Raw genomic sequence first — 25,625 nt, 5'->3', positions numbered from 1 at the left:
AAGAGAGGAGAGGTCTACGTGGGGTAACCATGGACAAACACGCAGAGTATCGTGCCGCGAATCAATTACGTATAATACTGACTACTTACGTGATATATTTCGATAAATAACAATAAACCAACCATCTTCCAGTTCGTGGACCAATGCACACCGCGTCCACTGTGATTCGGGCACGACGATGCCCAGCCGAAACAGCTCCCCATTCAGCGTCCGAAACGTATAGGGATCATTTCACAGAACTGTTCTGTAGTCCCCATGCCCTCCGCAAATGACGACGTTGCCATCGAAGCGATCGAGCTGAAGAAGACGTATGGCGCTGAGACGGCGCTCGATGGGGTTTCGCTAACCATCCCCACCGGAACGGTCTATGGCTTTCTCGGTCCGAACGGCGCCGGAAAGACGACGACGATGCGAGTCCTGACCGGGCTTTCCACACCTACCTCTGGTGAGGCCCGTATCTCCGACACCCCAGTCGATGATCGCCGTGCCCTCGTTCCGCACGTAGGCTATCTCCCCGAGACACCGCCACTGTACGAGGAATTCAGTGCTCGCGAGCAACTTGAGTACGTCGCCGACCTGAGAGACATTCCTTCGGAAACTGCTCAGGACCGGATCGATTCGTACCTCGATCGATTCGAACTCGCCGACGATGCCGGGAAACGAATCAGTTCCTACTCGAAGGGGATGGAACAGAAAACGGCGTTCATTCAGAGCGTGCTTCACGACCCCGATGTCCTCTTTCTCGACGAGCCGACGAGTGGCCTCGACCCGCGGGCCGCACGAACCATCCGCCAGTCGATTTCCGAGTTCGCCGATACCGGAACGACGGTCTTCCTCTCGACACACATCCTCCCGGTCGTCGAGGAGGTGGCCGACAGCGTCGGTGTCCTGTTCGAGGGCCGCCTCGTCGCTGAGGGGACACCGGACGAAGTCAAGGAGCGCGCCGAGACCGGAGCCGGAAGTACGCTCGAAGATGCCTTCCTCGCAGTCACCAGTGACATCGATGTCTCCACCGGAGCGACAACCGAGGAAGAAGGATGAGTCTGCGCCAAGACCTCCGCCACGGTGGTCGTATCGGGCGTGCAGAATTCGTTCGGAGCGTCCGTCGCTATGTCCGTGACACCAGACGAATCATCGGGCTCGCCATCGCTCTCCTATTTTTCGGTGGCAACCTTCTCTTTCTACTCCCCGGCATCTACGTACTCGGCAGGAGTGTTCGGTCAGTATCCACGATTCCGTACTTCGAGCCAACGGCGACTCTTCTACCCCTCGGTATCTTCTTGCTCGCCGCGTTACGAACGATGGAGCGCCTCGGGAGCGTTGACACTGAAGACCTGCTCCTCACTACCGTGCATCCCCGAGCTATCGTCGTCGGTCTGCTCTCTGCGGAGGTTGGAAGACTACTGCTCTGGTTCGGAATTCCGCTCGTCACAATAACCGGAACGTTCGCCGTTGGCCTCGGTTCCCCACTCCTCGTCGTTACTGCTGGCATCGTGATACTACCGATGGTCTGTTGTATGGCGATCTGGGGCTACGCCACGGGCATTGGTGGCCTCCGCGTCCTTCGTCGATTGCCGACGGTTCGTCGTCTCCTCAAAGTGGTCGGCGTTCTCGCACTCATCAGTATAGTTATCCTTTCACAGGTCGTCGCACGATATCTCGTCAACGGATCATTCTCGATCGAAACTGCACTGTCTCTCCTCTCGCTCGCCCCACTCGTCGACTATCTTGCACTCGGGTTCGTTGGCACACCGATTTCAACCCCACTCACGCCGACGGCAGCAGTCGTCCTCGTGATGTGGATCGGACTCATCCCGATCGGCTTGACTGTCGCTGAGCGTCAAGCGACAGCTCTCTGGTTCACTGATGAACCGGTTCGAAGTGACTCGGTAGCGGCACCATCACAAACGTCCGCGCCGACTGGTGGATTCTCACCACCGCAACCGTTCTCGTGGACGAAATCCGGACGGATCGCCTGGGGACACCTCCTTCGGGCCGTCCGTCATCCACAGGAGTTCTCACACCTGCTCATGCTGGTCTTCCTGGTAGGGCCAATGGCTGGTACCTTCTTTCAAAGTTCCTCCAGCGAGCGATTCCCGCTGCTCATCGCGGGAATGGGGGTCCTGTTTGGAGTGTATCTATCCGGAGCGACATTCGGGCTGAATCCTCTCGGTGGCGATCGCCCGCAACTCCCACTGGTTCTTCTCACCGAGACTGCTCCGCAAACGTTTCTCCGTGGACGAATGCTCGCGGGGCTCGCTTCCGGACTTCCATTTGTCATCCTCGTCCCGCTTGCCAGCATCATGGCTGGAACACGCCCACTCTACGGAATCACGTTCGCGACCGTTGGGATCGGCTTCAGTCTCTTAGCTGCGTTGTTCGCCCTCGGACTCGGCTGTGCGTATCCCATCTACGAGGAACGCGAGCTCTGGGGTGCCAAGACCGTAGCTCCGTCGACACTCGTTCTCATCGGGTACTCGTTCGTCGTGATCGGAGGAACGCTCATCGGCCTCGGGATTACGTGGTTCGGACTCACTGGCAATCTGGTGGTGACAGGCATTCTAATCGGCGGGCTTACTCTCTATCTTGTTCCTACTGTGGCCCTTCCGTCCCTCTCATACTGGTATTCGCGGAGACGATATCGACGATACGTCCTCGATTGAACGCTCTCTGACTGGACCAACGCTCGCCGGCGATATTCACGTCGAGACCTCCCCGAAAGCTTCGTCAAGACGCTCACGCATGTATTCACGACGGAGTCGTCGCCGTCGCTCTGGGGAGAGATACTCCTGAAGAACGACTTCGGCGCTTGCACTCCCCTGTTCGGCCGCAATTTCACCGACTTCCTCGAGAATGGCCTCCTGAGTGGAAGCGTACGCGTCGTACCAGAATCGCCGGGCCATCTGTGGCACCGGCTTCGTGCCGGCGATGTCGTCGGGAAGACCAGCTCTCTCAGCGAGGTCGTCGAATCGGCTGAGGATCGTCTGCCGTGTCCGGTGGCCTGAGGACGAACGAAAAGAGGGAAACAGATAACCGTTCCACGAGTTCCGTTCACCCAGTTCAGCAAGTCGGTCCATCGCCGCATCCCGACCGAAGAGAATCGATACTTGGCCGGGACCGTTCTTCCGCTCCTCGAAGTTCACGTATGGGACATCAGCCTCCGGCGGATCCAGCACGAGCTGTGAACGGTGGAGGGCCGCCACTTCGCCCGATCGGAGGCCCCACCCACACAGTGCCACCACGAGGAGTCGCTCGCCCGCAGTCGAGGCCGTCTCGTATAGCGCTCGGACATGAGCAGGATCGAGCGCGGGGTTCGAGGGACTCTCGTCGGTGCCGTTCACTCGGCGGCTCCACCGATACTCGTCTTCGAGGCCGGCGACGGGGTTGACCGCTGCCCGTTTGCGTCGGATCAAATGCGCGTACCAGTCGTCGACGGCCTCGTGAATTCGGCGCATCGTTCGCGGCGCCAATTCCCCGTCGAGTCGGTCAAACGCCGCCCACGCGGCGTCAGTAGCCTCGTATGCGGGAGCGTCACTATCACGGGCGACTGGCCCCAGTAGATCACCGGAGTCGTTGACGTCACGATAGGCCCGGACGTACTTCGCGATCCGGTAGCGGAGCGTATCAGCAGAAGAGTCGCTCAACTCTCCGCGTTCACGCCGGCTCTCGATGTACGTCTCTAACAGGTCGACGGTCGGCTCGTGACCTGTTCCCCAGTCGTACCCCTCCGCTTGTTTCTCGAGATCGAGGTCTTTGCTCCAGAACTCGCCGAACGTCCGACCGTGGTACTCTCGCAGTGCATAGACTAACCCGCGGAAGCCGTTGGCAGACAGCCACGCGTGGGTCGGTCGGTCCGCTTCGGGGTCAAGTCCGTCCTCGCGCATCATCGGCGCGATGGTGTTCCAGTAGGTGTCGATGAGTTCATCGAGATCGAGCAGGGTCCACGAGATGTCGTCAGGGTCACTCTGAACTACAGAAGTACTCTCGTCGAGGTCGTCATTCACGGTATCACGACTCCATCGATTCGCGGAAGGAGAAGCCGTTGTGCTGCGGTTCGGGGTGGATCTGAGTCGGCCATTCCTGGTCAGTAGAATCTTTTAGTCATATGTATTATAATACTTGGGAATATCCAGACCGCTACAGTCTGTTAACTCAACGGTTGTGGACGATGATTAATGCGCACAAGGAATAAACTATATGTCGCTATACCAATTCCGGTGGCCTGGCAGTGCGTTTCAGCAACCCCATCTCGTGTTATAGAACTCTGCGTAGAAAACTAGCAGGAGGCCCATTCTGTCAGTACCTGCGGGTTCCAGCTCGTCCGCTGATCGTAGCGAAAAGTACGAAATTACTCGTAGTAACTCAAGCGATCGACAACCTCGGCAAAAGCAACATTCTGCCGTACATCGGTAATCTCAATTTTGACTCGCTCACTCGCTTTCGTATCGGGAACGATCACGACGAAGCCACGCTCAACTCGAGTGATGCCATCGCCCTGTTCGCCGATATCTTCAATCTCAACGTCCCGAGTCTCACCTTCCTCGACCGGTGGTTCCAGTGACTCGCGCTGGGTCTGTGATCTCGTTTCGGCCTGTTCGCTCTGTTCTGGCTCGCTCTGTGTCGGGGAAGATACGAGTGCGACGCGATATGTTTCTCCTTGCTGTAGATCGCCCAATTGCAGTTCGCGCTCTGGGATATGGATTACATATGAGCCGTCCTGTTCCGCAATCGAAGCTGAAAACAGACATTCAAGTTCTTCGGAGATTTCCATTAGTAGGCCTCTAGGTGGCGTAATAGAGCAGAACACTTGACTCTGCTGTCGTACCGTATTCTGAATTCACTCGGGACTCACGACATCATCGCAGAGGAGACACTCCGCCCAGATACCGGTCGCTCCGTTGTTTTTCTTATATTCAACTAAGATATGTGCTGCAGAAATGATCTCATCACACATCGGGCATCGCCCATGTGTCCGACTATCGTTGATCATTAGGGGAGGGAAGGGAGCGTGTGACAATTTCCCTTCCAACTGGCCGTAGAGCTATCTTCTGGTGTAAGCTTTGTGTGGACTAGTACCTGAGTGTCCGCCAAAACTAACTCCCTCGCAACTCGAATCCCGGCGATGAGCATCCGGACAGTACTCGCTCAACTACTCGGTGATGCTGGGCCGACTATTGTAGTCGAGTGCCGTCACTGTGGGATGACGGTTACTCCCGAGGTCGAAACCTGTCCCGAGTGCGACGCAACCGAATTCTGCTGGTACGAAATTCCGGAATAGATGCCACCGTTGACTTGTCGGTAGGTAAGCCCACGAAACCCACTGTAGTCTCACCTGCTCTCGGCGCAACGGCTATTCGCACTCACATCCTCTCCGTAGGCAGTGATCGAAGATGACCCCCGACGAGTTACTCCGTTCACTCCTCGACTCGCGGGGGAAAGCGGGTATTTGCTCCCCGGAGAAAATACCTGACCCGACCCGTATCAGAACGCTCGATGCGCTCCGCAAAGAGGAACTCTCAGTTCGAGAGCTCGCAGACCGAATCAGCGTAACTCGTCAAACGGCATATCGAGCCTGCGAGCCGCTCGAAGAAGCCGGATTAATTCGTTCTGGGCCTGCAAGACTCGCGCTTACGTGTTCTGGTGAGGTCGTGAGACGGACCTACCACGACCTCTGCAACGAAACCGATAGCAACGGTCTCGTCCAACTCGCTCGGTCACCACACAAACAGTGGGTTCTCCGAGCGCTCAAACGCACCCCAGCCCGAAAAGCGACGCTCGCAACAACGGCGACGCGAGAAAACGGGCCCTCACGAACGACGATCCATCGAATACTCAACCTCTTCACGTCCGGGGGATACGTCCGTGAGCAGGCTGGTGCGTGCGAGTTGACGAGAGCAGGACATCGTCTCCTAGACGCGTATACGAAATTCAGTGGCGTGATCACCCAGGCACTCGAGAAACGGGACGTCCTGCGGTGGCTACCGTCGACGCTCGATACCCTCCCGATCGAGGCCTTCGATGGAGCGAGAGTCATCCGGAACGCACCGGATCAACCACACAACGTGCTTAGCGCGCTCACCCAGTGTGTCGACACGGATATCGAAATCTTCCGTTGGATGTCTACGATCGCGAGCCCGGCTCTCGTAGCCGCATATTGGCCATTATTCCAAAACAGCGGTACTGACGCGAGAGTCGTCTTCACCGAACCCGTCTTAGCCGCGTTCACCGGGGGAAGCGCTACCGTGCAAGCCCTGCAGGAGTTCGGCTCGTACGTCGAAAAAGAGGCAACACGGCAGAGGGGAACGATTCGGTGCGTCACTGGCCCACTCTCGGTCCACCTCGCAATCTGTGATGAGACGCGCGTAATTCTCGCCCCGGCACCGACAACAGAGATGACGGATGCAACGGCAGCAGGACTCGAATCGACCGATTCAGCAGTGGTGAGGTGGGCGACAGCATTCTTCGATACAAAGTACGCTGAGGGAAATCCTCCCGATGCGCCTTCTGTAAAGCAAGCGAAAGGCCGCAGTACTCACAACTAACGTAGAGCAGAACGAGTCCGAGCGGTGCTCAGAAGCAGTACGAGCAGGGGATCAACTGTGGAAAATTTCGTTGCACGACTCGTTACAGTGTTTAGGGAGATACATAATTCAACTCAGTTGCCATGTGAGCAGACATGGCCGAACGAAGTCCAAAAACTGCCCCGGCCTGGAACCTCAACTCCACCGACCAGAGTGAGGGGGACGACCGAGACGACGAGAGAGATCACGAATCGACTACCGAGAATGGCTTTCCTGGCGGTTATACCGTCGTGCTCTCCTTCGGCTGGGTCGTCCGAGGAGCCGAAACCGGACAGGACGCGATCAACATCGCCGTCAGTGAGGTCGGGAGACGTGTTGGAGCGCCGGGTGAACGGACGCGCAGCGTCGATATCAGTGTCCAGCAGATCGGATGCCACAGCTGTGGCACCGGATCTGAAGCACTCCTACTGGTTTCAGAAACCGCGCTCGTCGGACTGTTCCTCGAGGTCGTAGTCGATGCCGAGGATCCAGATACCGCCGAAAAGATCGCTAGACGCGAGGTCGGGCCGCACCTCGATAACACCCCGCTGGCGTCCGTCGACATCACGCCGGCAGACTGAAAACCGAGTTCGAGCTGGTTGGTAATCGGCCTCCGTATGCCGATTCTTCCGATCAGACTGCTGGATCATACTGTCTCATCATACCATATATAAGTGCTAATCAACCCGACCAAGTACTAAGACTGTATGCTAAGACTAACGACTAAGAGTAAACGAACAGGCTGACTAATCAGTCTTAGTACCCACTCTTACTAATCATTCTAAGTAGTTAGGCAGAATGATTTGTCTGACGGAACTTTATGAGTGACTGTGCTGAATGGTCGGACATGCAAGCCTATACCGTCTACAATCAGTCGGGCGGGCAGGGGAAGACGACGGTCGCCCGAGACCTCGCGGCAGCCCACGCCGAAGTCGGACAGCGTGTGCTGCTGATCGACATGGACGCTCAAAACGGAAGCCTGAGCAACTACCTCGGCGTCGATGACAACAAGCGCAATCCGGACGCCGACGATCTGACGTTCCACCTCGTCGAGCAGGGCCAGGGCGACTTCACCGACCTGATCCGGACCGCGGAACCGAACGTCGACGTCCTCCCGTCGCACAAGCGGCTCAATCGCGTCGACGAATTCCTCGACTCCCACGAGAACTACATCGGGCAGACCAAACCCGACGACTGGGAGTACCCCCGGTACGAACGACTTCTCGAGGTCCTCCGAAAGAACGACGTACCGAGCGAGTACGACGTCGTGATCATCGACCCGAACGCGAAGGCGGATACCGTATATTACATGGCGCTATACGCTACCCGGAACGTGGTCATCCCCGCCGTGCCGACCAGGTCGGGATTCGAGAGTATCGACGGGGTCGCCGACAGCGCTCAAGGGTTCGCCGAAAATCAGGACATCAACATCGGACGCACAGCCGTCATCCCTACGATGGTCGATACCCGCAAGGGCGATCACAAAGACTACGCCCGGAAACTGTGCGACGAGTACGACGCACCAGTCTATTTCAAATCGCTGAGCGCGTTCGAATCGGCCGAGGAGCAGTACGTCTCCATCTTCCAGCTGTTCAACGAACACCGGAGCCGAATCCGGAAGTCCGAGCGCAATATCCTGCCGAAGTACCGGACACTGGTCGCGACGATCTGTGCGACGTTCGGTAACCCGCTCCCCGAAGAGGCTTGGGACAGCGAGGAGCTGTTCACGGGTGACGACTTCTGGGGAGATGTCGAGATTCCGTTCGCTGACGCCGACGTCACAGATGGTGCGGTCGACCAGACCGCGGGGGTGAACTGAGATGGGTGGATCCTTCGAATCCGGCGCCGGTGACGATCCGAACGACCTCTTCGCGAGCGAGGAGGAGAGCGAAGAGGCGGAGGAAGGCCGGTCGGAACAAGTACAGGAAGCAGAGAGTAAGCCGATGACGAGTACCGAGTCGGACAGTAACGGGAGCACTGGAGCAAGCAGTGCACGCAGTAGGACGGGCGAAACGGATGAGGCCGCCGGCTCAGACGACGGGGTTATGCTCGAGGTCGAATCCGAGACGGAGATCGACGCAGCGCGATTGGCCCGTGAGTTCGTCCCCGAGACTTACGAAAAGCCCCACGCCTGGGCACTCGGACGCGATGGCGTGAACGACGGGCGAGCGGAGAAGAAGACGTTTTTCCTGCAATCAAGCGTGCTTGATCTCGAGGCAGCCTGCTCGCAGGGGGTTAATGAGATTCTCGATGGAGACGTTCCTCTGACCGATCTCCGGGAGCTGGCACTCATTCTTGCTTATCATCAGCCAGAACTGTTGGCAGAAGCAGCACGGGAGTGGGGGGCGGAAAGTGCATAAAATGAGATGGACATCATCGTGTAGGTTCGTAGTGAGGGTGTCATAGAACAGTTACCACACCAAAGAGCAGGATGAACGCTGAGGTGGAATGAGTTCAGCGACCCTGCAAGACGATCCTTCGGTAGAGACGTTGTTCGATGTCGCGAAGACCGAGACGCTGGCGTTGTTTGAGCACCTCTGCTTAGAGTTTCTCGAAGAGTTCGACGCGTTCGCCCCGGCGGGCACGCCCGAGGCCGCGTCAACGCACGAGCTCAGGTGTTCCTCGCGCTGTGCCTTCGCCTCGTCGTCGCTATCACCAACTACGAACGAGGAGACAATCCAGGAAGTACCGTGATCACGGTGTGAGAACTCTTCTATGACACCCTCGTTGGAGTAGCGAGTACGACATGGTCGCCGTCACGGACGGCTTCGATTGCGTCCGCTTGATGTTGGAACGGTTCGTTGATGTCGCGACGCGAAAGTGCGCTCGCCAACCGAGGGTCAATATCGACTGGTGACGTTTCGGCAGAGTTCCCCGCTGTTCGCTCTTGATAGGTTATTTGGCCTTCGTAGTAGGGACGATCCCTCAGCCACTCGATTGTCTGCTCCACGGACGATTCTCGATTCATATGATCGTATATTGTGATTGGCTGTTTCCTAGCTACCGACTCAGAAGGTTACGAGCGCGTGAGAGGAATCCTTCGCGTGGATCGTCGGTAGTCGTCTCACCAAGCCAGTCGAAGAACTCGTCCGGCGTCTTGATAATCAAATCGAGTCCTCGCTTTTCAATCCGAACCGTCATCGGCGGATCACGCTTGTACTCGTGTAGCTCGAAGTTCATCGATTCCGTGAACGTCACCTGAAGCGTGTCCCCGTCTTTGCTAATTTCGACGTCTTCCCGATCGATAAGATTGTGCCATCGCTCCCGACCAGTGTCGTATGCCTGTTCGGCTGGCTCAGTCGGGAAGTAGTCCGGTACGGACCGATCAGCAAACTCGTAAAGGTCCAGCATCGCTTCTCTGACCTCACGGAGTGCGTCCGAATCCTCTCCCAGTATGAGGTCACGGTTCAGATATTTGTGCCCGAACCACTGGAAGATCGGATTCTCCGTGTCGATGAGGCGATTTACCTCTGCCTCGCCCTGGTGGGAAGTCATGAAGTTGACGTCGAACCGGAGGATCTTAGCTCGGTTCCGGAACCACTCACCGGGCCGTTTGTCGTTGGAGATGAACGCAAACATTGGATATGAGGATTCCCCAGTCCATCCGCTCCAGTAGTTCCGGAGTGTGTCTAATGAGTTCACTTTCTGCTTGGTGATATCGTCGACAACTACGGGGAATGACGTGTGTGCCGACCGGAGATTCCGGACTTTCCGTTTTCCAATCTCGTCAGCGTCGACCGGAGCCTCCACACGGTTTCCACTGATTAGTGAGAGGGCGAAGCGGCAGAACGTTCCTTTGCCACCGTTCGATTCTCCGAAAATGTAGAGATAGGGGAGCGCTTTGTCGAGGTTGATGCCGTGCTGTCGGTAGAAGGCTGCTTGACGGTTCGCGAAGGGCGCCCAGAAGAACCAGAGGAGCGCTTCGTACATGTGTGCCTTGACTGCCGTGGCATTATTGGAATTCCCGTAGTCGTCTACGGTCGCGAAGTAGTTCTCAATCTCCGCAAGTGCCTCGTCTACCTTCTCCGGACTCTTCGGTGGTTGCGTGACGCGGTAGACCGTGCCGTCGTAGTGGAACTTGAGCTGATCCCTATCCTCGTTCAGGTGCATCGTCGGAACGTCGAAGACCTGCTGGGCGTACCGCTGGAACGCGTCTGGGGTTGTGGTCAACGTATCGTTCGACACCGTCGCGTCGAAGTCGGTCATCTGAGACAGTGTGCTCACCGTCGACTCGTCGTACCCCCTGAGTGACAGCGTGATACGGTCTTGCGGTGCGTCAGCTAATCCTAGATCTCCGTCCTCTGTCGGCTCATCGGTGTCTTCGACATCATCTGCTACTTGAGTGCATTCATCCTCGGAAGGAGTCCCGCCATCGAGCGCGAGATCTACCGCCTCTACCTCAGCGTCGATATGGTCAGCGAGACGGCCATGTACCTCTCCGAGCTCATCTTGTGTCCCGACCCGCCCCTCCGTATACAGTTTGATGACCTCCTCGCGGTCGTCATCCGACTGCTCAAGCTGCTCGGAGAGGTCCTCCAGAAAAGGACCACCCTTGTTGTAGGAGTCCCTGTGGTCTTGGTACAGGTCTTCGAACCGTGCGTACAGGTCGCTCTCTATCGTCGTGTCGTACACGGCCCCGACGTTCGTCTGATTCGACCAAGCGTTGCGGGACAGGTTCGGAGACCCGATAACGACCTTTGCCGGTGCTGCACTGACTTGGTCTGTCGGGTCCGACTCCGTGGTCGCTTCTCCGCCGAGAGTCATCTGGTCGTCGTCTCCGGCTTCCTCGTCGGCCAGGTCCTCATTCGAGTATTCGATCAAATAGAGCTTCGAGTGGACCTCCTTGTTCTCACAGAGGTAGATGACCAGTTTGTCGTCCCGACGTAGTTGCTCAAGTCGATCCGCGAGATCCGGTTTATCAATGAGGCGTTCGCGATAGTCGTCGACATCGCCGACCACAACCTCCAGCCGTTCCAGGTTCTCTAAGTCCTCGAAGAGATCGAGGATGAACTCAGGCGAATCACAGTAGGTGACCACGCGCATTCGCTTTGCACCTTCGAAGACATCCGAGAACGACCGCCAGCTCTTGAAGATCTCCACGTGGCTGCCGTCTGTTTCGTCCGTGTTGAGTGGTATATCGAATTTCATCTGATTTGGTACGCTGTTTCCAGTGGAACGGTATCATTCACGGTAGTGTAACTAGCTGTCCACCACGAGATGAACGAGAACCCCGGCAGCAGCTGCAACAGCCACTAAAACACCATTTTGTCCCTGGAAGACTCCGAAAATACCGCCCAGGTTGGCGAGCTGCTGGCTAGCGACCAGGGCCCCGAGACCAACGAGGCCGACAAACGGCAGGGAATGCGTGAATCCGCGATGTGTGGTCAGCGAATCGAACGTGTCACCACCGGTGGCCAGAAGAACGGCAGCGCCGACCACGAGAACACCGATACCCAAGGTCGACGGACTACCACCGACTCCGAGAGAGTTCACAATTCCTCCGAGTAGCGCGACGCTGTCCGGTGCGAAAATTACGAGTCCGATAACGCCCCCGACAACCGTGAGTACCCCCAGACTGCCAGCAGCTTGTCGTGGTTTCGACGCCTGATGGTCGATGTCCGGTAGTAGCGAACCCACCACGAGGACGCCACCAATACCGGCAGCGACGATGATTGCTTCTTCGATGCCCCCACCGCGGTCAAGAACGAGGAGTCCTCCGACTACGGCAGCAAGTAGTCCGGCGACCTTCCCCGCGTTGAAGTGTTCGTCGAAGTTTCCCATTTGAATCGAATTCTTGTTTTATCGTATTGGTTGTCTGTCTGGACGTAGTCAGATGTACGGGACACCTCTGATGATCTCGCCGTTAACGAGGTATCCCTTCCGTGCAGCCTCAGCACATCGATCGGCGTAGTAGGTCGTTATCGGGAGCCGTGTACTCCGCTGGGCGCTCCCAACGTGACTCTCACTGAGCCAGTACACCTGCTCCAGCAGCGTCTGCATCGGTGTATCACCCGCTCGCCGAACGACGCGAAGTGTTCGCGGTGTCCCGAGTCCATCGCTGTCGTCGAATTCAGGCCGACCCGTGGTCGTGAGGAATCCGTAGTCGTCATTCCGCGCGATGAAGATGCGACCCTTGTGATCGACACGGAACTGGCCGTCTCGCCGGAACGCCGCACGGGGGGCCCCGCTCTTTCGGATATCGAGGATGTCGATATCTATTCCCGTTCCTTCGAACGGGGTCAGGATGGCGTTGACATCTTCGAACAGCCGACCGTCGCGGTGGACCACGATACTGTTGGGTGTATCGCCTTCCACCCGGACGAACTCCCTGTGAACGTCTTTGAGTACGTCGACGACGGCGTCCTCGTCGAACGTCTCCCCGGACTGGAGGGATTGCGTCTTCGAGACGAACACGGTCCCGTCTGCGAGCACGACGTTCGCGCTCGCACCGAGGAACTGTCCAGTGTCCGGGTCACGGGTCGCGTCGAGGCCGACGAAGCAGTCGGCATCACCGGGCATCTGATCGACGCGCCAAGGGACGCCGCCAGCGCCGGCAACGATACCGAGCGCAGTATTGCGGACGACCCACTTGTTGTCGAGGTTGTCCACTCGGAGCATCTGCGACGGGATCGTTTGCTTTCCGAGCGCCTTCTTGAACTCCCCATACGGGTCGTCGATGGTTCCGTTCTGGATGAACTCGTTTGTCGGCGATGGGACGGCGGCGAGGACCACGTCGACGTCGCTGATGGCAGCAGCTGCGTTACTATACTCGATCTCACGACCGAACGTATACTCGCTGTAGGACGTTTCGTCCGGCGAGCAATTGATGCCCTTGAGTTGGTTCTCTATCCGGGTTCGGAATTCGCCGAACTCGTCCGTGTACCGTTCCGGGACGAGATAGTGGAGCCTGAACGAGGAGGGACGACGATAGACGCCGTACCGACTCAGGCCGGTACCAGGGAGGTCGGCGGTTCGGTCGTTGCCGAACCGAAGATTGTCTGTTCGGTCGACTTCCGTAGACATGAACGAGATACTCGGCCCGACGGGTGTCGGATCGAGTTGTGCATCGACTGCCGGAAGCGCATCCAGTCCAGCAACGAACTCTGTCGCCTTTTTGAATCGCTCGTCGGGAAGCATCTTCGCGCGGCTGTCCCACTCTCGATGGAATCGCGGAGCCAGCTGTTTGACGACTTCTTTTCGAGGGGCTACCCGGAGTAGTTGGGGGACGTGGACACTTGTTTCGTCGTCGTTTGGATTGTATTGTACCTCAACGAGCCGCGGGTTCTCCGAGCGGAGCTGTTCCAGCATCTCGTCCGAGACGCGGTCTTTTCGCTCGTACCAGTCCGCGAGCGACTGATTACCGAAGTCCTGAATCGGGTCTGTGAACCGAAGGTCTGTAAGGCCTTTCAGTCGCCCGCTCCCGGGCGTCGAGTACGTTTCTGGGTCGTGTTCGACGTGCGTGTCGACGAGTTCGTCCACCGTCGCGTTCACTCGATCCATGTACTCGTCGACAGTCGCTTGGCTGCGGGCGTGGTGGCTGACCTCGATTCCGACGTAGGCATCGCCGGATGGAAGCACCTCGATACCCACTCGGTATGCGAGGCACGCCTCGAAGAGACCCCCGGATCCACTGATGATGGGAGCCTTAGTGCGAATACGATCCACTCGCCCTGTTTCGTATTCGTCGGTGTTGATGCTCTTCTTGATCAGCTGCTGAAGGAGACGAACCACCGTCTCGTTGTCAGCCGTCTCGTTGGCTCGGAGGATGACCCGAGTCTCGTCCGTGAGGGTGAACGGGTCCGGGAGGTACGTCTCCAACGGCTCGGTGGAGATGAGAGACATCACTCCTGCGTGCGTGACGGCCGCGTCACTGGACGAGCGAAGGTAGGCTGCAAGATTGTACGTCGCGTCCATCGGACTGTCCTCGAACGCGTCGTCGGCCTCAATGCGATACTCGTAGACAGACAGCGTCTCGAAGTCGCGGTCGAATGGAAAAAGCGAGAGGTACGGAAGGCCGTTCTGGAGCGTGTCAAAGAGCTGGCCCTCGGACGTCTTCTCTGAGTCACTGCTGTCCTCATCGTCATCCACGGGGGGTTCGACGGTTTCGGCGCGTAGTCGTGAGGACCCGTTCAGACTCTTCTTGCCACGGTACTCGTTTCCCCTAGCGTTCTCGAGTTCGTACCAGCGGCCCGACTCCCAAGCGAAGTCACTCAGCGCGTTGTTTTTCCAGATGGCGAGTGGGAACTCGTTGTCCGCGGTGTCGCGGACCTTGAGTCGCTTGGCCATCTTACTCGATGGACGGTCCAGTTCAGTCACCACCTGGACCGTGATGTCGATTCGTTCCCCATCCTCGATGTCGGCCTGCGTCGGCATCTACTAACGACATGGGCAACCACCGACAAATAACTTTTCACTAGTGGAAGTTCGATTACGCTATTTCTAGAATAGTAGAAATAGAATACAGACAACTCTGTTCTCTCCCGGGAAGTTGCGCGGATACATTCACATCAGATCGGTCCCATCCGCAAAAATCAGTGATTTTATTTCTACCATTCTACGCTATTTACACAGCGTACTCGTAGGCGAATGGCGTACTCTCACAGATAGCGACATCAGGATGGAGTAATACTTATGATTGGCCGGATAAGTATAGACAACATGACTGAGGAATCCCGAGCCGAGGATTTCATCGCCGACGCCGAGCGTCATAACGAATGGTGGAGCGAGGGGGTAGGTCAAGATCTGGAGGAGGCTACAAACCTCACTCCTCGTTCAGACTTCCACAAGGTTCTGGAAGCGGTACACGAACAGGATAAAAAGGGTACCGACAACTTAGTTTATCCAATCTACGGGTCAACTGGAATTGGCAAGACGACGCTCCTGTATCAGCTCATCGCAGCGTTAATTGGGACTACCGAATTTCCTCCAAAAGACCCTGAATTCGACATAGTCTCTTCTACCTCTCCGCGTCAAATACTCTATCTCCCTCTCGAGGAATCCCAATATCATCTAGAACGACCTAATGAGGGAATAGAGCGGCTGAAACAGGTGATAGACTACTTCTACACTCACATCGCTCCCCGGCATGGAAGGAAATATATTCTCCTCGACGATGTCGACATTCTCAATCTCGATGAGAATGAGAAGGAGACTCTCTTAGAGTTCGTAAATGAGGACACGTATCTGTTCTTGACAGGGATCGTCAGGGACCAAGTCAATCTTCGTGAGCTGACGAAGGCGGATAAGATCGATCACGTCGAACATCCCTGGGGAGTTCTTCCGATGAAATTCGTCGACACCATCGGGCATCCAGAAGATGAGGGAGGACTGAGTGTTGATTTCAACCACGAGTTTAGAGAGCAACTTGAATCCCTCCGATCTGATCGGATTTCTGGCCCGAATCCGATCAAAGATGTTCGGAGAGAACTCAACCTGAAATCATCCGACACAGGCATTGATTCCGCAGTCGAGTCACTCAGCTCGCTCTTTTTCGACTTCTTCGATTCTTCCGAACGCGACGATCTACACGACGCTGCGCGCGATTATCTGAGAAAAGGTGGTACACTGCACCAGACTGATCGCTCCTCCGTCAGAAACGAGATTGTCCGTTCGCACTTCCTCCTATACCTCTACAAGGGACTAGCAAAATACGGCTCCATTCAGAATCCCGAGAACCTTCATCGGCTGAGTTCGATTGCTGCCAGTCAGGGGGGCGAGGAACTCCAATATACAGAAATAAGCGACCGAATCGGCGTCGACAGACGAACGGTCGATAGCTACCTCGACATCCTCGACGATGGAATCGCAGTAACCGAGTCTCACGACTATTCGTTGCGGCGCCACCGACGAACGCGACTCTATCTTCGCAATCCTCGACACGTTGTGCTACTCTCACAGCGCCAGGAACACTTCGGATTCGAGGAATACAGTCATCAGAACGACCTCAATTTCGACTTCGAGTACAAATTGGCTCGGACTGTGGCGTTCGACCACGCGATGCGTCTGTCCTTCGCGGTGAAAGCATACGAAGTCGAGTACTGTCCGACTGACGCGGGATTAGTTGATTATGTTCTCCATCGAGAGGGGAAAGTGCTGCCGTTCATTCTATCTTACCATCCACATACTGAGTTGGCAGAGCAAATCGCGACGGAGTTCGACCCCAGTGTCGGGCAGCATACTGAGGACGATAGTGAGGATCTCCGTGAACTCGATTACGAAGCACCATACCGCTTCATCATCACGGATAGCCTCCCGAAAGAGGTGCGAGAAAACGAGTCACTGGTTGTCGAGAAGGACGATGTGAGCATCTGTTATCTTCCGTTTTGGTTATTCCTGCTCATCTGCTAGCCGGTGGGATCTCTGCTTAACAGGTTCCAATCCAAGGATTCCCGCCCTCCAGTTTGCGCCGCGAACTCCTTTGCGTCGGTGTCAGATAGAGTCGCTCAGCCAACTTAGTCTAAGTAAAGGTTATATTGTTTCGGTAAGCCAGACAAAACATCCGGATGACTCGTAAACAGATAGGGAAAAACACGGGGAGGTCTGGGCGAGTAAATCTGTCCGGGCCTGAACTCGATAAGTTCGATGCGGAGGTGGGCGAGCCAATCAAAATCGACATCGCTGAGTCGAAAGAGATCGCTCACGCACTCATCAACAACAGCGACCGTGGAGAGTTCATCATCGTCTCCAAACCGGGGCAACAGGAGGTTGATTCATGAGTAGCTCAGACTATCCGAGTCTGTTTGAGGCGTGTACTCCTCGGGGAGATGTCCTCGACGGGACGCTACAGGAGGATCAGTTCGCAGCTAGCCTGGCGACTGTCGCTCATTCGCCGGATGACTCCGCTCCGGTCTATCGGAATGCGACGCAGTTCTTCGATATGACGTACCCGACTGACGGGCTGCGGACGCTCCTGAGTAATCTCACGGGACGGTTCCTCGCCGCTGACGGATACGACAGCGGCGGGTATTCCAGCAGTATTCTGTGTCTAGACACCCGCTTCGGTGGGGGTAAGACGCACGACCTCATCGCCTCGTACCATCTGGCGAATAATCCGACTGATATTGGCGATCTCAGTCGCCATCTCGTAGAGCGTGAGGACGACCTCGGTGCTGCCTATCTGGATGCGGTAGATCAGGGTCTTGATGTCGACACCTCCGTCTTCGTTGGAGGACACGTCGACGCTCGAAATGCCCGGAGCGATCGGTCAGACCCGAACGCTCCGAACACGCGGACGATGTGGGGCGAAATCGCCTACCAGCTGTATGGCCTCGATGGCTACGAGTATCTCAAAGAGTATGACCAAGACCGGAACGCACCTGGCGGGAACACGCTGAAGGGGCTGTTCGAGCTCGGTGATGGTCCTACCCTCATCCTTATCGACGAGATTGCAGCCTACCTCGAGGCGGCGTCCGCGGTCGAAGTCGGGAACGCGACGTTAGCCAGTCAGACCCTGAGCTTCGTTCTCTCACTCCTCGAAACCGCGTCAGAGGTCGACGAGGTCACGGTCGTATACAGTATCGCAGACACTGCCTTCGAGGAAGAGGCAGAGGAAGTTCGGACACTCATCGACGAACTGAACCAGATCGGCCGTCGGCAACACAAGACGGTCACCCCGACCTCAGAGAACGAGGTAGGACAGGTTCTCCAGCACCGGCTCTTCGAGGACATCGAACGGGGGCAGGCCGAGAGACTCGCGGAGTCATACTTCCAGTACTACGCTGACAGCGACCGACAGTTCCCGCAGGAGGCGACGGACGCCAGCTTCGTGGACCGGCTGGAACGCGAGTACCCGTTCCATCCGACGATCATCGATACACTCACCGAGAAGATCGATACGATCCCCAAGTTCCAGCGAACTCGGGGCGCGCTGAAGCTCCTCGCACGAGCAGTCTACTACCTCTGGAACCATCAGCCCGACCACTACGACCGCCACTGGATTCGACTCTACGACCTCACGCCCGCCGACAACGCTCCTGACGGGAGTATCGACTCGACGCTTCATGAGACGCTGTTCGAATTCGTCGACCTGAGCGCGGCTGTCTCGGCCGACATATACAGCGAAGATAACACTGCCCACGCTCAGCTCGAAGACCGCAAGTGGACAGAGAAAGGGATTCCACCGCTCGGCGGCCATCTGACGACAACTGTCCTCTGGCATAGCCTCGCCTACGGGGAGCAGGCAACCGGACTCACGCGTGCGGAGATGAACGCCGCACTCGGCCACCCCGACATCCGTTTCGACAACTACGACTCGGCGTTGGAGGCGCTGTCTGGCGGAGACATGAACGTCGCGTGCTACTACCTCTACGACGAGGAGCGAGTTCGGTTCAAGTCCGATCCGAATCTCATCCGTATCATCGACCAGCGGGTGGACAACACGCCCGACGCGCAGGCTCGGAATCGATTCGAATCGCGGTTGGAGAACTCCGAGATCGGAACTGGCGGCTTCAAAACTGTCGTCTTCCCGGAGTCACCGGCCGACCTCCCCGACAAGGTCTCCAAGCCGCAGCTCGCGGTGATGCACATGGATACCGCTCCCGTCTCCGATGGCGGGAGTGAGATTCCGGAGAAGATCCAGACGCTGTACCAGAAATCCGCTTCCAAGCACGGCGGCGAGACCCAGAGTCGGGTCTACAAGAACTACATCCTCTTCCTCGCCCCTGACAAGGAACGAATCCAAGGTGCAATCGACGAGGCCCGTCAGCTGGAAGCCATCGAGGCACTCCTTGACGATTCCCAACAGACAGCCGATCTCTCCAACGAGCAGATCGAAGAGCTCCGTGAGCGCCGTGACCAGACGCACGGACTCTTGGGTGAACTCGTCCGCGGGGTTTACCGTCACCTGTACTACGTCGACCGAGACGGCCTGACGCATCTAGCGATCAACGCTACGGAAGCGAACGGTGGCACGACGCTCGTGAACGCCGTCGAGGAAACACTCGAAGACCGGCTGATTCGCGCCGACGCGGGGCCGAAGGGAGTCGCGTTCTTCAAACAGAAGCTCTGGCAGCAGACCCAGGACAGCATGACCACCGAACAGCTGGTCACGCAGTTCGCGAAGAAGCCTGGGCTTCCGTATCTCCTCAACACCAAGCCGCTTCGGAAGACGATAGCGAAGATGGTAGACGATGCCGGCTACACCTACTGGGACAGCACCGCCGGCGAAAACGGCCTCGCGTACTGGGACGGCGACGAGGACGACCGTCCCGAGAACTGGCGGAAGGCCAATCCACTCACCGGGTCGCCGGACGTCCGCACGAGCATTCGTGATTCGGACGTCAAGATCGGCGACGAGTACGTCGTCTACACCGATGTCAACGCGCTCCTCGACGTCCACCACGACATCATCCGACCTCCAGAGACCGAAGAGACGACGTGTGCAGAGCCGGGGTGCGAGGTCGAAGTCGATGAAGAAGGAGAGTACTGCTCACAGCACGAGCCGGATGACCTCGAGTGTTCCAACTGTGGGAAGACGGTCGCGAGTCAGAGTGGACTGAACCCCCGTGGGCTCTGTGCCGAGTGTGCCCAGCCTCAGGACTGGGAGCGCTCAACGAGCGTGATGGCTGCCTCCCGAGCCTTCAACGAGGTTCGAACGCATGCCCTCGGGAAGTCCTCCTCGGGTAGCGGTCCGGGAATCGACCGCATCACCATCGAAGTCGGTGGCGACGATCAGCTGTCGAAAGGGTCGTTCATCGCCCAACGCCAAGCGTTCAAGAACCGGGCGGACAACGTTTCGGTACGGATGCGGTACAAGACGGAGTCGTCGAGCGGGGCGTCATACCAGGCCGACTTCACCGGCGGTATCGACGAGTTCTCCCGCGTGACGAACCAGCCGGACCCGTTCGACGGCGCGTCCCTCGTCGAACTGAAGTTCCGTGTCGACTTGAGCGACCCCGAGCCGATCACGGACGGGGATGACGATCTGCTCGCGGAGCTCCAGGACGAACTCGGGTCGACGAATATCGACGTGAAGGTTCAAGGACGAGGACCGGTCGAAGTGCCCGCAGAGGTTCAGCAATGACGTCCCACCCTACCCCTGACGCAGACGCGACGCCACCACTCGGGCCCGAGGAAGAAACAATCGGAGGGGGTCAGTTCGGCAGTAGCGTCTACGGGGGTCGCCCGACCTTCGCGCTCGTCCGTCGCGACGACGCCGACGGTGCATCGCTGACGCTGTACGAGCTGTTACCCGAGGCACAGGCAACCGCTCGTCGCGACCGTCTCCAGCGTGGAAATCCAAACCGCGGCCTAGTGACCGAAACATTCGGATCGGTGTTCGGGGAGTCAGCAGATTCAGAGGTCGACAGATGGGAGTGGGATGCCTGGGTGGCGGTGAAGGTCACGCAACTATCTGAGAGTCGGCTCCGGGCCATTCTCCCACTAGTACGAGAAACGCTCGGTGATGCCGATTTAGATGAGTCTGCTCTCGCCACTGGGGGTGCAACCGAAGTATTCCTCCCAGAGACGGTTGGCGTTCGACTGGCACTAGCCTTCCTCGGCGTGAAGCCCATCCAGCGGGTCGACCGGATGCGAGCGTTCTGTCGTGGCATCGCACGAATGAGTGACGAAGAGTGCTACTACTGGCACGCGAAGTGTCGGTCGCCGTCGTCTCCGAACGGCGAGAAGGCACTACGGACGCTGCTAACGGACCACGTAAATTGAATATGGCGAACAATTTGAATATCTCAGACGAACTCGAACCAGTAGCGATTGAAGGGAACCTCCCTCTCAAAGCAGTTGGGGTTGAGAATCTAAAGGAGGCAAATCCTCGTGTAATGCCTCCACACCGGTATCTCCACCCGTGGTTTGCTCGGCGGCCAACACCCGCTTCACGACTTGCACTTTTGGCATCGATTCTTCCTAATAATCTGTCCTCCGATGAGCTGCTTCGCTTGATGCAAATCGGTCCTAGCGAGGAAATTGAGGGCAGTATTGAGGACTATGTGACAAAAAAGAAAGCCACAGAAGATGAACGCAGTGGCAATCTGAATCAACATTATGGGTATCCACGCTTGTTTACACAAACACCCACTCAAGAAGAACTTGAGTCACTTCATTCAATCCTCAGGGAAAGGTGGGACGGAGACTTACCAACTATACTAGATCCTACTGCTGGTGGTGGGGTCATTCCTTTTGAATCACTTCGTTATCAGTTACCAACAAAAGCGAACGAACTCAACCCGGTCCCGATCCTGATTCTCTGGTTGATGTTGAAATATGCACCCAAAGTCGGATCTATCAACGACGAACTCAATAAGTGGGGCGAAAAGATAAATAAAAGAGCAAAAAACAACCTTAGAGAATACTTTCCTGCTGCCGAGTCAGAAAGCGACATCGATTGCTACGTCTGCACTCATAAAATCACGTGCCCAACGTGCGGCTCGGAACTTCCTCTCGTATCAAAGTGGTCCCTACGGACGAGATGGGATGCGAATGACGTATTCATTCACCCTAGCGTAACATCTGACGGAAATGTTGAGTACGAGTGTATAAAAAACGAAGATGACCAAGAGGTCGATTTCGATCATAAAGACGGAACTGTCTCCAGAGGTGGTGATGCCGAATGCCTAAACTGTAGTGTCGTGATCGAATCCTCTGATGTTCGCGAGATGTTCAAACAAGGAGAGATGGAATTCGAAACGTATGCTGTCAGATATATTTCTAGGACCGGAGATTACGGTTTCCGTGCACCACGAGAGGAGGACCTTGAGGCACTAAACAAAATAGAGAAGCGAAAATCATCAGATTATGAATTCTCAACATTCCTAACCACACCAGTTCCAGAAGGTGCAAAAACTAGTGAACCTCGCGCACATGGGGTCACTAAATGGAGCGATATTTTCAGTCCACATCAGCTTGTTTCGTACTTTGAATATCGGAAAGCGTTTGACTACTATAAGTCTCAAGTCAAGAGTCAATATGAGGAAGAGGTTGCAGAGACGATCCTGACCGTCCTGGCATTATCTATGGGTAAAGTGATTGATCGCAATTCCCGCTTCTCACCTTGGGATACTACCAAGGGCGTCCCATCAAATGCTCTTGGTGGTAAGCACTTAACGCTACAAAAGTCGTTCCCCGTCGTTAATATGTCAACAGAAGGTATTGGGAGCTTCCAAACCTCGCTAAGCCGAATTATCGATTCCTATGAGGAGATCGTCGACTATCTACCAAAGAATGGGGATCCAGCAGAGGTCTTCTGTGGTGATGCGGCAGATATGCCGCTCGAAAATAACTCTATTCAAGCGGCAATTATGGACCCGCCATATTACAGTAGCGTGATGTATTCTGAGCTATCGGACGTCTTCTATGTCCTACTCCGAGAATTTCTCGCAGACGTTTATCCGCCGATCTTTGAATCACAATTAACAAATAAAGACGATGAAGCCGTCGCAAATCCTAGTAGATTTAAATCAGTTGCTGGAAGCGACTCTTCAAACAAAAAGTTAGCAAATCAGCACTATGAAACCAAGATGAGCGCAATCTTCTCAGAGGTATATCGGGTTCTAGAACCAGGAGGAGTAATGACTGTGATGTTCACGCATAAAGAAACGGATGCGTGGGACACGCTTACTATGTCTCTGATAAATTCTGGGTTCACCATTACATCTACTCACCCCATCACAAGTGAAATGCCTGCTAGAATTGACACTCAAGGTGGGGGATCTGCTGATAGTACACTTCTACTAGTTGGTAGAAAACCAAAGACCGAAAGAGCACCTGAAGCAACCCCTTCTCTCTGGAACGATGTGAGGTCTGAAACCCGGGAAGTCGCAAAGGCAGCTGCTCGTGATCTTATTGAATCAAATTTGAACCTAACAAAAACGGACGTCATCATCAGTGCATTTGGCCCGACGCTGCGTGTATTCGCGGACGCGTATCCGGTGGTCGACGACGAGGACAATGAGGTCAAACCCCGCCGCGCGCTCGAAGAAGCTCGTGAGGCGGTCACGCAAGTCTTGGTCGACGAGTATCTCGAAGTCGAAGGCATCAACAACCTTGACGACGTCACAGAGTGGTACGTCCTCTGCTGGCTCGTCCACGAAGCGGAGACGTTCTCCTACGACGAAGGGCGACAGTTGGGTCTCGGTATCGGTGTCGACATTGACGAGATCAAGCGCAGCACGAAGACATGGCGCAAGAGCCGCAGCGATATCAGCCTCCGTGGACACAATGGCCGCGTCCAGAACATCAACGAGAAGCCCGAGAACCGCTCCAGCCGGACGCCGGTGAACCCCGACGACCTCTCGTTCGGCCTCGCGCTGGACAAGGTTCATGCCGCAATGCACGTCTATGACGTCCAAGGAGAGAGCGCCTGCTGCGACTGGCTTCGTGAACGGAACTTCGACTCCGACTCAACGTTCAAAGCTACGCTCAAGGCGCTTCTTCAGGTTCTGCCACACGACCACGAAGACTGGGAACTTGCTCGCGATCTCGCTGTCGGACGTACCCGAGACGTACTCGATCTCGACTTCAGTCCGAACGTCTTCGCCGAGAACAGCGAGCAAACTCAGCAAACAGGGATCGACGACTACTAGATGGTTGCAACACCGGGCAACGCGCCACCCACAGGACTAATATAATATATAGACAAGCCTACGAGAGATGGAATTGCCCGACGAACAGGAGTTCCACGAATTCATTGGCGAGGCACTTCAGGTCGCTGTGGTTGAACTGGCAGCAGCATTTCCTGACCAACGTCATCTCGAAATCTCGTGGGACACGATTGAGACATATAACTCTGAATGGTCTCGTACACTTCGCTCGAATCCTGATGCATTCTTGCGGGCGTTAGAACAGGCGCTGACGACGTATCCAGCGATTCCGCCGTATGGACAGGTTTCCTTCTATGATGGTACAACCAATCGTGCCGACCCACCATTCATTCGATTGACCGATGTCCCTTTCGAGACACCCATCGCCGAAGCGCCGAATCGTGTTGGAGAATTAGTGCGCGTGATCGGGTACGTTGAATCGCTTGATGACCCCGAGGTTCGCGTGGCCAAGGCAGTATATGAGTGTTCACACTGTGAGCACACTCATCGTATGACAGTTATCGGTCCAGAGTCCGTATCCTTGTCTGCATGCCCGGAGTGTGGTTTCAAAGACGGCTACCAGTTTGACGGGTTGCGGTCACAAATGATGGATGCACAAAAAGGTCGTATTCATCCGCTCGATGTAACGGAGGACACTACTGTTGACATCGAACTTCAACATAGCCTGATTGATTCACTCTCGCTGTACGAACCGGTCGCACTGACGGGCCAAATGTACGTAGAGGGAGAAACCCACCAGCGATCGCAGTTGTGCCTACTGGTGAATAACATCGAATCAACCGACCGAACGGTTCATCGGCCTAATGTTGAGGCCGCAGAAACGTACCTCAACGCATACGTTGCGGAGCCTGAACATTTCACTGCCGACCTTCGTGAGTGGATGCTCCGGAGCACGACCGTCCTCAGTACGCAATCACTCACAGAGGAAGAAGCGCAAGCTAAAATCATTACTCCCTTACTGCACAAACTCGGCTGGAACGTGTATTCAAATAACGTCCGAATCGAGTATTCTGAACCTGGCGGTGGAGGAACTGTCGATTATATGCTCACTGATGGGTCAAATCAGCCGCTTATTCCAATTGAGGCTAAGGCTCCGAATATCGATCTCGAAAGTGCTGTCGGTCAACTTGAACGGTATATGCAGACGTTTTCATGCGAGATTGGACTTCTGGCAAACGGGCGGGAGTACCGTTTGTATGACCTTCCACCTGATGCACAGCAGATACGACACCGCTGGACCCTCGATGTCCGCGAACTACCCGTTAATACAGCCGCTGTTATTGGGCTTCGACACGATGTCGCGGTCGCTGAAGATTCGCTTCGTGCTATCTACGCGGCTCACTAGTCAGGAGTCCAATGATTGTCGACATTATTCGGAACGTGACGACCCCGACAGCCGAGTTGACAGGGGCGGGTAAATCCCGAACAGCGGCACTGAGTGCGTGGGGCAGTACTAACGCCATCCATAGCCAGAGAATTAAGTGAGCACCTCGATAACCGGAACTAACTCGAT

Annotated in this window: 18 protein-coding genes and 2 pseudogenes; 14 read left to right on the top strand and 6 right to left on the bottom strand. The window is 56.0% G+C overall.

Annotated elements, in window-relative coordinates:
• The first annotated feature begins 255 nt into the window (after positions 1 to 255).
• Both HALNA_RS00315 and HALNA_RS00310 read left to right on the top strand, forming a co-directional pair.
• Positions 256 to 1,041 (top strand): ABC transporter ATP-binding protein, encoded by a 786-nt coding sequence (locus tag HALNA_RS00315; RefSeq protein WP_049934211.1) that lies wholly within the window; start codon positions 256 to 258, stop codon positions 1,039 to 1,041.
• Entirely contained in the window at positions 1,038 to 2,663 is a 1,626-nt protein-coding gene (locus HALNA_RS00310) for a hypothetical protein (RefSeq protein ID WP_049934210.1), read from the top strand. The genes HALNA_RS00315 and HALNA_RS00310 overlap by 4 nt, the downstream gene beginning before the upstream one ends.
• 36 nt (positions 2,664 to 2,699) lie before the next feature.
• Here the strand turns inward: HALNA_RS00310 and HALNA_RS00305 are convergent, their stop codons facing one another.
• From HALNA_RS00305 to HALNA_RS21725, 3 genes are all read right to left on the bottom strand, one after another.
• Positions 2,700 to 4,004: a tyrosine-type recombinase/integrase gene (locus HALNA_RS00305; protein WP_049934209.1), complete on the bottom strand. Its 1,305-nt coding sequence runs from the start codon at positions 4,002 to 4,004 to the stop codon at positions 2,700 to 2,702.
• A gap of 344 nt (positions 4,005 to 4,348) precedes the next feature.
• A complete protein-coding gene (locus HALNA_RS00300) occupies positions 4,349 to 4,771 on the bottom strand; it encodes a TRAM domain-containing protein (protein WP_049934208.1) in 423 nt (140 codons plus the stop codon).
• Between the two features lie 66 nt (positions 4,772 to 4,837).
• On the bottom strand, positions 4,838 to 4,990 hold the full coding sequence (locus HALNA_RS21725; RefSeq protein ID WP_449404858.1) for a DUF7837 family putative zinc-binding protein: 153 nt from the start codon (positions 4,988 to 4,990) through the stop codon (positions 4,838 to 4,840).
• A gap of 400 nt (positions 4,991 to 5,390) precedes the next feature.
• Here HALNA_RS21725 and HALNA_RS19010 point away from each other — a divergent pair, with 400 nt between their 5' ends.
• The 6 genes and pseudogenes from HALNA_RS19010 to HALNA_RS19570 form a co-directional block, all read left to right on the top strand.
• On the top strand, positions 5,391 to 6,542 hold the full coding sequence (locus HALNA_RS19010) for a MarR family transcriptional regulator (RefSeq protein ID WP_084509809.1): 1,152 nt from the start codon (positions 5,391 to 5,393) through the stop codon (positions 6,540 to 6,542).
• A 134-nt stretch (positions 6,543 to 6,676) separates the two neighbouring features.
• The gene (locus HALNA_RS00290; protein ID WP_049934205.1) at positions 6,677 to 7,141 is read left to right on the top strand and encodes a DUF555 domain-containing protein; all 465 of its coding nucleotides are present in this window, start codon (positions 6,677 to 6,679) and stop codon (positions 7,139 to 7,141) included.
• A 266-nt stretch (positions 7,142 to 7,407) separates the two neighbouring features.
• Entirely contained in the window at positions 7,408 to 8,379 is a 972-nt protein-coding gene (locus tag HALNA_RS00285; protein ID WP_049934204.1) for a ParA family protein, read from the top strand.
• Between the two features lies 1 nt (position 8,380).
• Positions 8,381 to 8,920 (top strand): hypothetical protein, encoded by a 540-nt coding sequence (locus HALNA_RS00280; protein ID WP_049934202.1) that lies wholly within the window; start codon positions 8,381 to 8,383, stop codon positions 8,918 to 8,920.
• A gap of 88 nt (positions 8,921 to 9,008) precedes the next feature.
• A pseudogene (locus HALNA_RS21485) lies at positions 9,009 to 9,140 on the top strand (IS5/IS1182 family transposase); the annotation flags it as partial.
• Positions 9,140 to 9,265: pseudogene (locus HALNA_RS19570) on the top strand (IS5/IS1182 family transposase); the annotation flags it as partial. The pseudogenes HALNA_RS21485 and HALNA_RS19570, both read left to right, overlap by 1 nt.
• A gap of 295 nt (positions 9,266 to 9,560) precedes the next feature.
• On the opposite strand, the gene HALNA_RS00270 reads toward HALNA_RS19570, so the two are convergent.
• Genes HALNA_RS00270 through HALNA_RS00260 form a run of 3 tightly spaced genes read right to left on the bottom strand, consistent with a single transcriptional unit; the run spans position 9,561 to position 14,933 of the window.
• On the bottom strand, positions 9,561 to 11,708 hold the full coding sequence (locus HALNA_RS00270) for a phospholipase D-like domain-containing protein (protein WP_049934201.1): 2,148 nt from the start codon (positions 11,706 to 11,708) through the stop codon (positions 9,561 to 9,563).
• A 51-nt stretch (positions 11,709 to 11,759) separates the two neighbouring features.
• The gene (locus HALNA_RS00265) at positions 11,760 to 12,341 is read right to left on the bottom strand and encodes a metal-dependent hydrolase (RefSeq protein ID WP_049934200.1); all 582 of its coding nucleotides are present in this window, start codon (positions 12,339 to 12,341) and stop codon (positions 11,760 to 11,762) included.
• A gap of 48 nt (positions 12,342 to 12,389) precedes the next feature.
• On the bottom strand, positions 12,390 to 14,933 hold the full coding sequence (locus HALNA_RS00260; protein WP_049934199.1) for a Piwi domain-containing protein: 2,544 nt from the start codon (positions 14,931 to 14,933) through the stop codon (positions 12,390 to 12,392).
• A 285-nt stretch (positions 14,934 to 15,218) separates the two neighbouring features.
• On the opposite strand from HALNA_RS00260, the gene HALNA_RS00255 reads away from it, so the two are divergent.
• The 6 genes from HALNA_RS00255 to HALNA_RS18990 all read left to right on the top strand — a co-directional run bounded on the left by HALNA_RS00255 (position 15,219) and on the right by HALNA_RS18990 (position 25,457).
• Entirely contained in the window at positions 15,219 to 16,907 is a 1,689-nt protein-coding gene (locus HALNA_RS00255) for a DUF4143 domain-containing protein (RefSeq protein ID WP_049934197.1), read from the top strand.
• 155 nt (positions 16,908 to 17,062) lie between these two features.
• Complete coding sequence (locus HALNA_RS00250) at positions 17,063 to 17,275, top strand: hypothetical protein (RefSeq protein WP_049934196.1); 213 nt, start codon at positions 17,063 to 17,065, stop codon at positions 17,273 to 17,275.
• The gene (locus HALNA_RS00240) at positions 17,272 to 20,580 is read left to right on the top strand and encodes an ATP-binding protein (protein WP_245575955.1); all 3,309 of its coding nucleotides are present in this window, start codon (positions 17,272 to 17,274) and stop codon (positions 20,578 to 20,580) included. The genes HALNA_RS00250 and HALNA_RS00240 overlap by 4 nt, the downstream gene beginning before the upstream one ends.
• On the top strand, positions 20,577 to 21,221 hold the full coding sequence (locus HALNA_RS19000) for a DUF7680 family protein (RefSeq protein ID WP_169718982.1): 645 nt from the start codon (positions 20,577 to 20,579) through the stop codon (positions 21,219 to 21,221). Before HALNA_RS00240 ends, HALNA_RS19000 begins: the two co-directional genes overlap by 4 nt.
• Before the next feature lie 2 nt (positions 21,222 to 21,223).
• Complete coding sequence (locus tag HALNA_RS18995) at positions 21,224 to 24,094, top strand: DUF1156 domain-containing protein (protein ID WP_084509806.1); 2,871 nt, start codon at positions 21,224 to 21,226, stop codon at positions 24,092 to 24,094.
• A 67-nt stretch (positions 24,095 to 24,161) separates the two neighbouring features.
• Positions 24,162 to 25,457, top strand: coding sequence for a type I restriction enzyme HsdR N-terminal domain-containing protein (locus tag HALNA_RS18990; protein WP_084509805.1), 1,296 nt, complete (start codon positions 24,162 to 24,164; stop codon positions 25,455 to 25,457).
• The last annotated feature ends 168 nt before the right edge of the window (positions 25,458 to 25,625 follow it).

It is taken from the genome of Haloplanus natans DSM 17983 (assembly GCF_000427685.1).
In the GTDB taxonomy this organism is placed as follows: Archaea; Halobacteriota; Halobacteria; order Halobacteriales; family Haloferacaceae; genus Haloplanus; species Haloplanus natans.
Note: the sequence above shows the minus strand (reverse complement) of the source record. Positions and strands in the feature narration are given on the sequence as shown.

Coding starts and splice junctions, on each gene's coding strand:
- HALNA_RS00260 (WP_049934199.1), bottom strand. CDS start 14,933: ATGCCGACGCAGGCCGACATCGAGGATGGGGAACGAATCGACATCACG.
- HALNA_RS00285 (WP_049934204.1), top strand. CDS start 7,408: ATGCAAGCCTATACCGTCTACAATCAGTCGGGCGGGCAGGGGAAGACG.
- HALNA_RS00250 (WP_049934196.1), top strand. CDS start 17,063: ATGACTCGTAAACAGATAGGGAAAAACACGGGGAGGTCTGGGCGAGTA.
- HALNA_RS00290 (WP_049934205.1), top strand. CDS start 6,677: ATGGCCGAACGAAGTCCAAAAACTGCCCCGGCCTGGAACCTCAACTCC.
- HALNA_RS18990 (WP_084509805.1), top strand. CDS start 24,162: ATGGAATTGCCCGACGAACAGGAGTTCCACGAATTCATTGGCGAGGCA.
- HALNA_RS19000 (WP_169718982.1), top strand. CDS start 20,577: ATGACGTCCCACCCTACCCCTGACGCAGACGCGACGCCACCACTCGGG.
- HALNA_RS00270 (WP_049934201.1), bottom strand. CDS start 11,708: ATGAAATTCGATATACCACTCAACACGGACGAAACAGACGGCAGCCAC.
- HALNA_RS00255 (WP_049934197.1), top strand. CDS start 15,219: ATGACTGAGGAATCCCGAGCCGAGGATTTCATCGCCGACGCCGAGCGT.
- HALNA_RS00315 (WP_049934211.1), top strand. CDS start 256: ATGCCCTCCGCAAATGACGACGTTGCCATCGAAGCGATCGAGCTGAAG.
- HALNA_RS19010 (WP_084509809.1), top strand. CDS start 5,391: ATGACCCCCGACGAGTTACTCCGTTCACTCCTCGACTCGCGGGGGAAA.
- HALNA_RS00310 (WP_049934210.1), top strand. CDS start 1,038: ATGAGTCTGCGCCAAGACCTCCGCCACGGTGGTCGTATCGGGCGTGCA.
- HALNA_RS00300 (WP_049934208.1), bottom strand. CDS start 4,771: ATGGAAATCTCCGAAGAACTTGAATGTCTGTTTTCAGCTTCGATTGCG.
- HALNA_RS00265 (WP_049934200.1), bottom strand. CDS start 12,341: ATGGGAAACTTCGACGAACACTTCAACGCGGGGAAGGTCGCCGGACTA.
- HALNA_RS21725 (WP_449404858.1), bottom strand. CDS start 4,990: ATGATCAACGATAGTCGGACACATGGGCGATGCCCGATGTGTGATGAG.
- HALNA_RS00280 (WP_049934202.1), top strand. CDS start 8,381: ATGGGTGGATCCTTCGAATCCGGCGCCGGTGACGATCCGAACGACCTC.
- HALNA_RS18995 (WP_084509806.1), top strand. CDS start 21,224: ATGGCGAACAATTTGAATATCTCAGACGAACTCGAACCAGTAGCGATT.
- HALNA_RS00240 (WP_245575955.1), top strand. CDS start 17,272: ATGAGTAGCTCAGACTATCCGAGTCTGTTTGAGGCGTGTACTCCTCGG.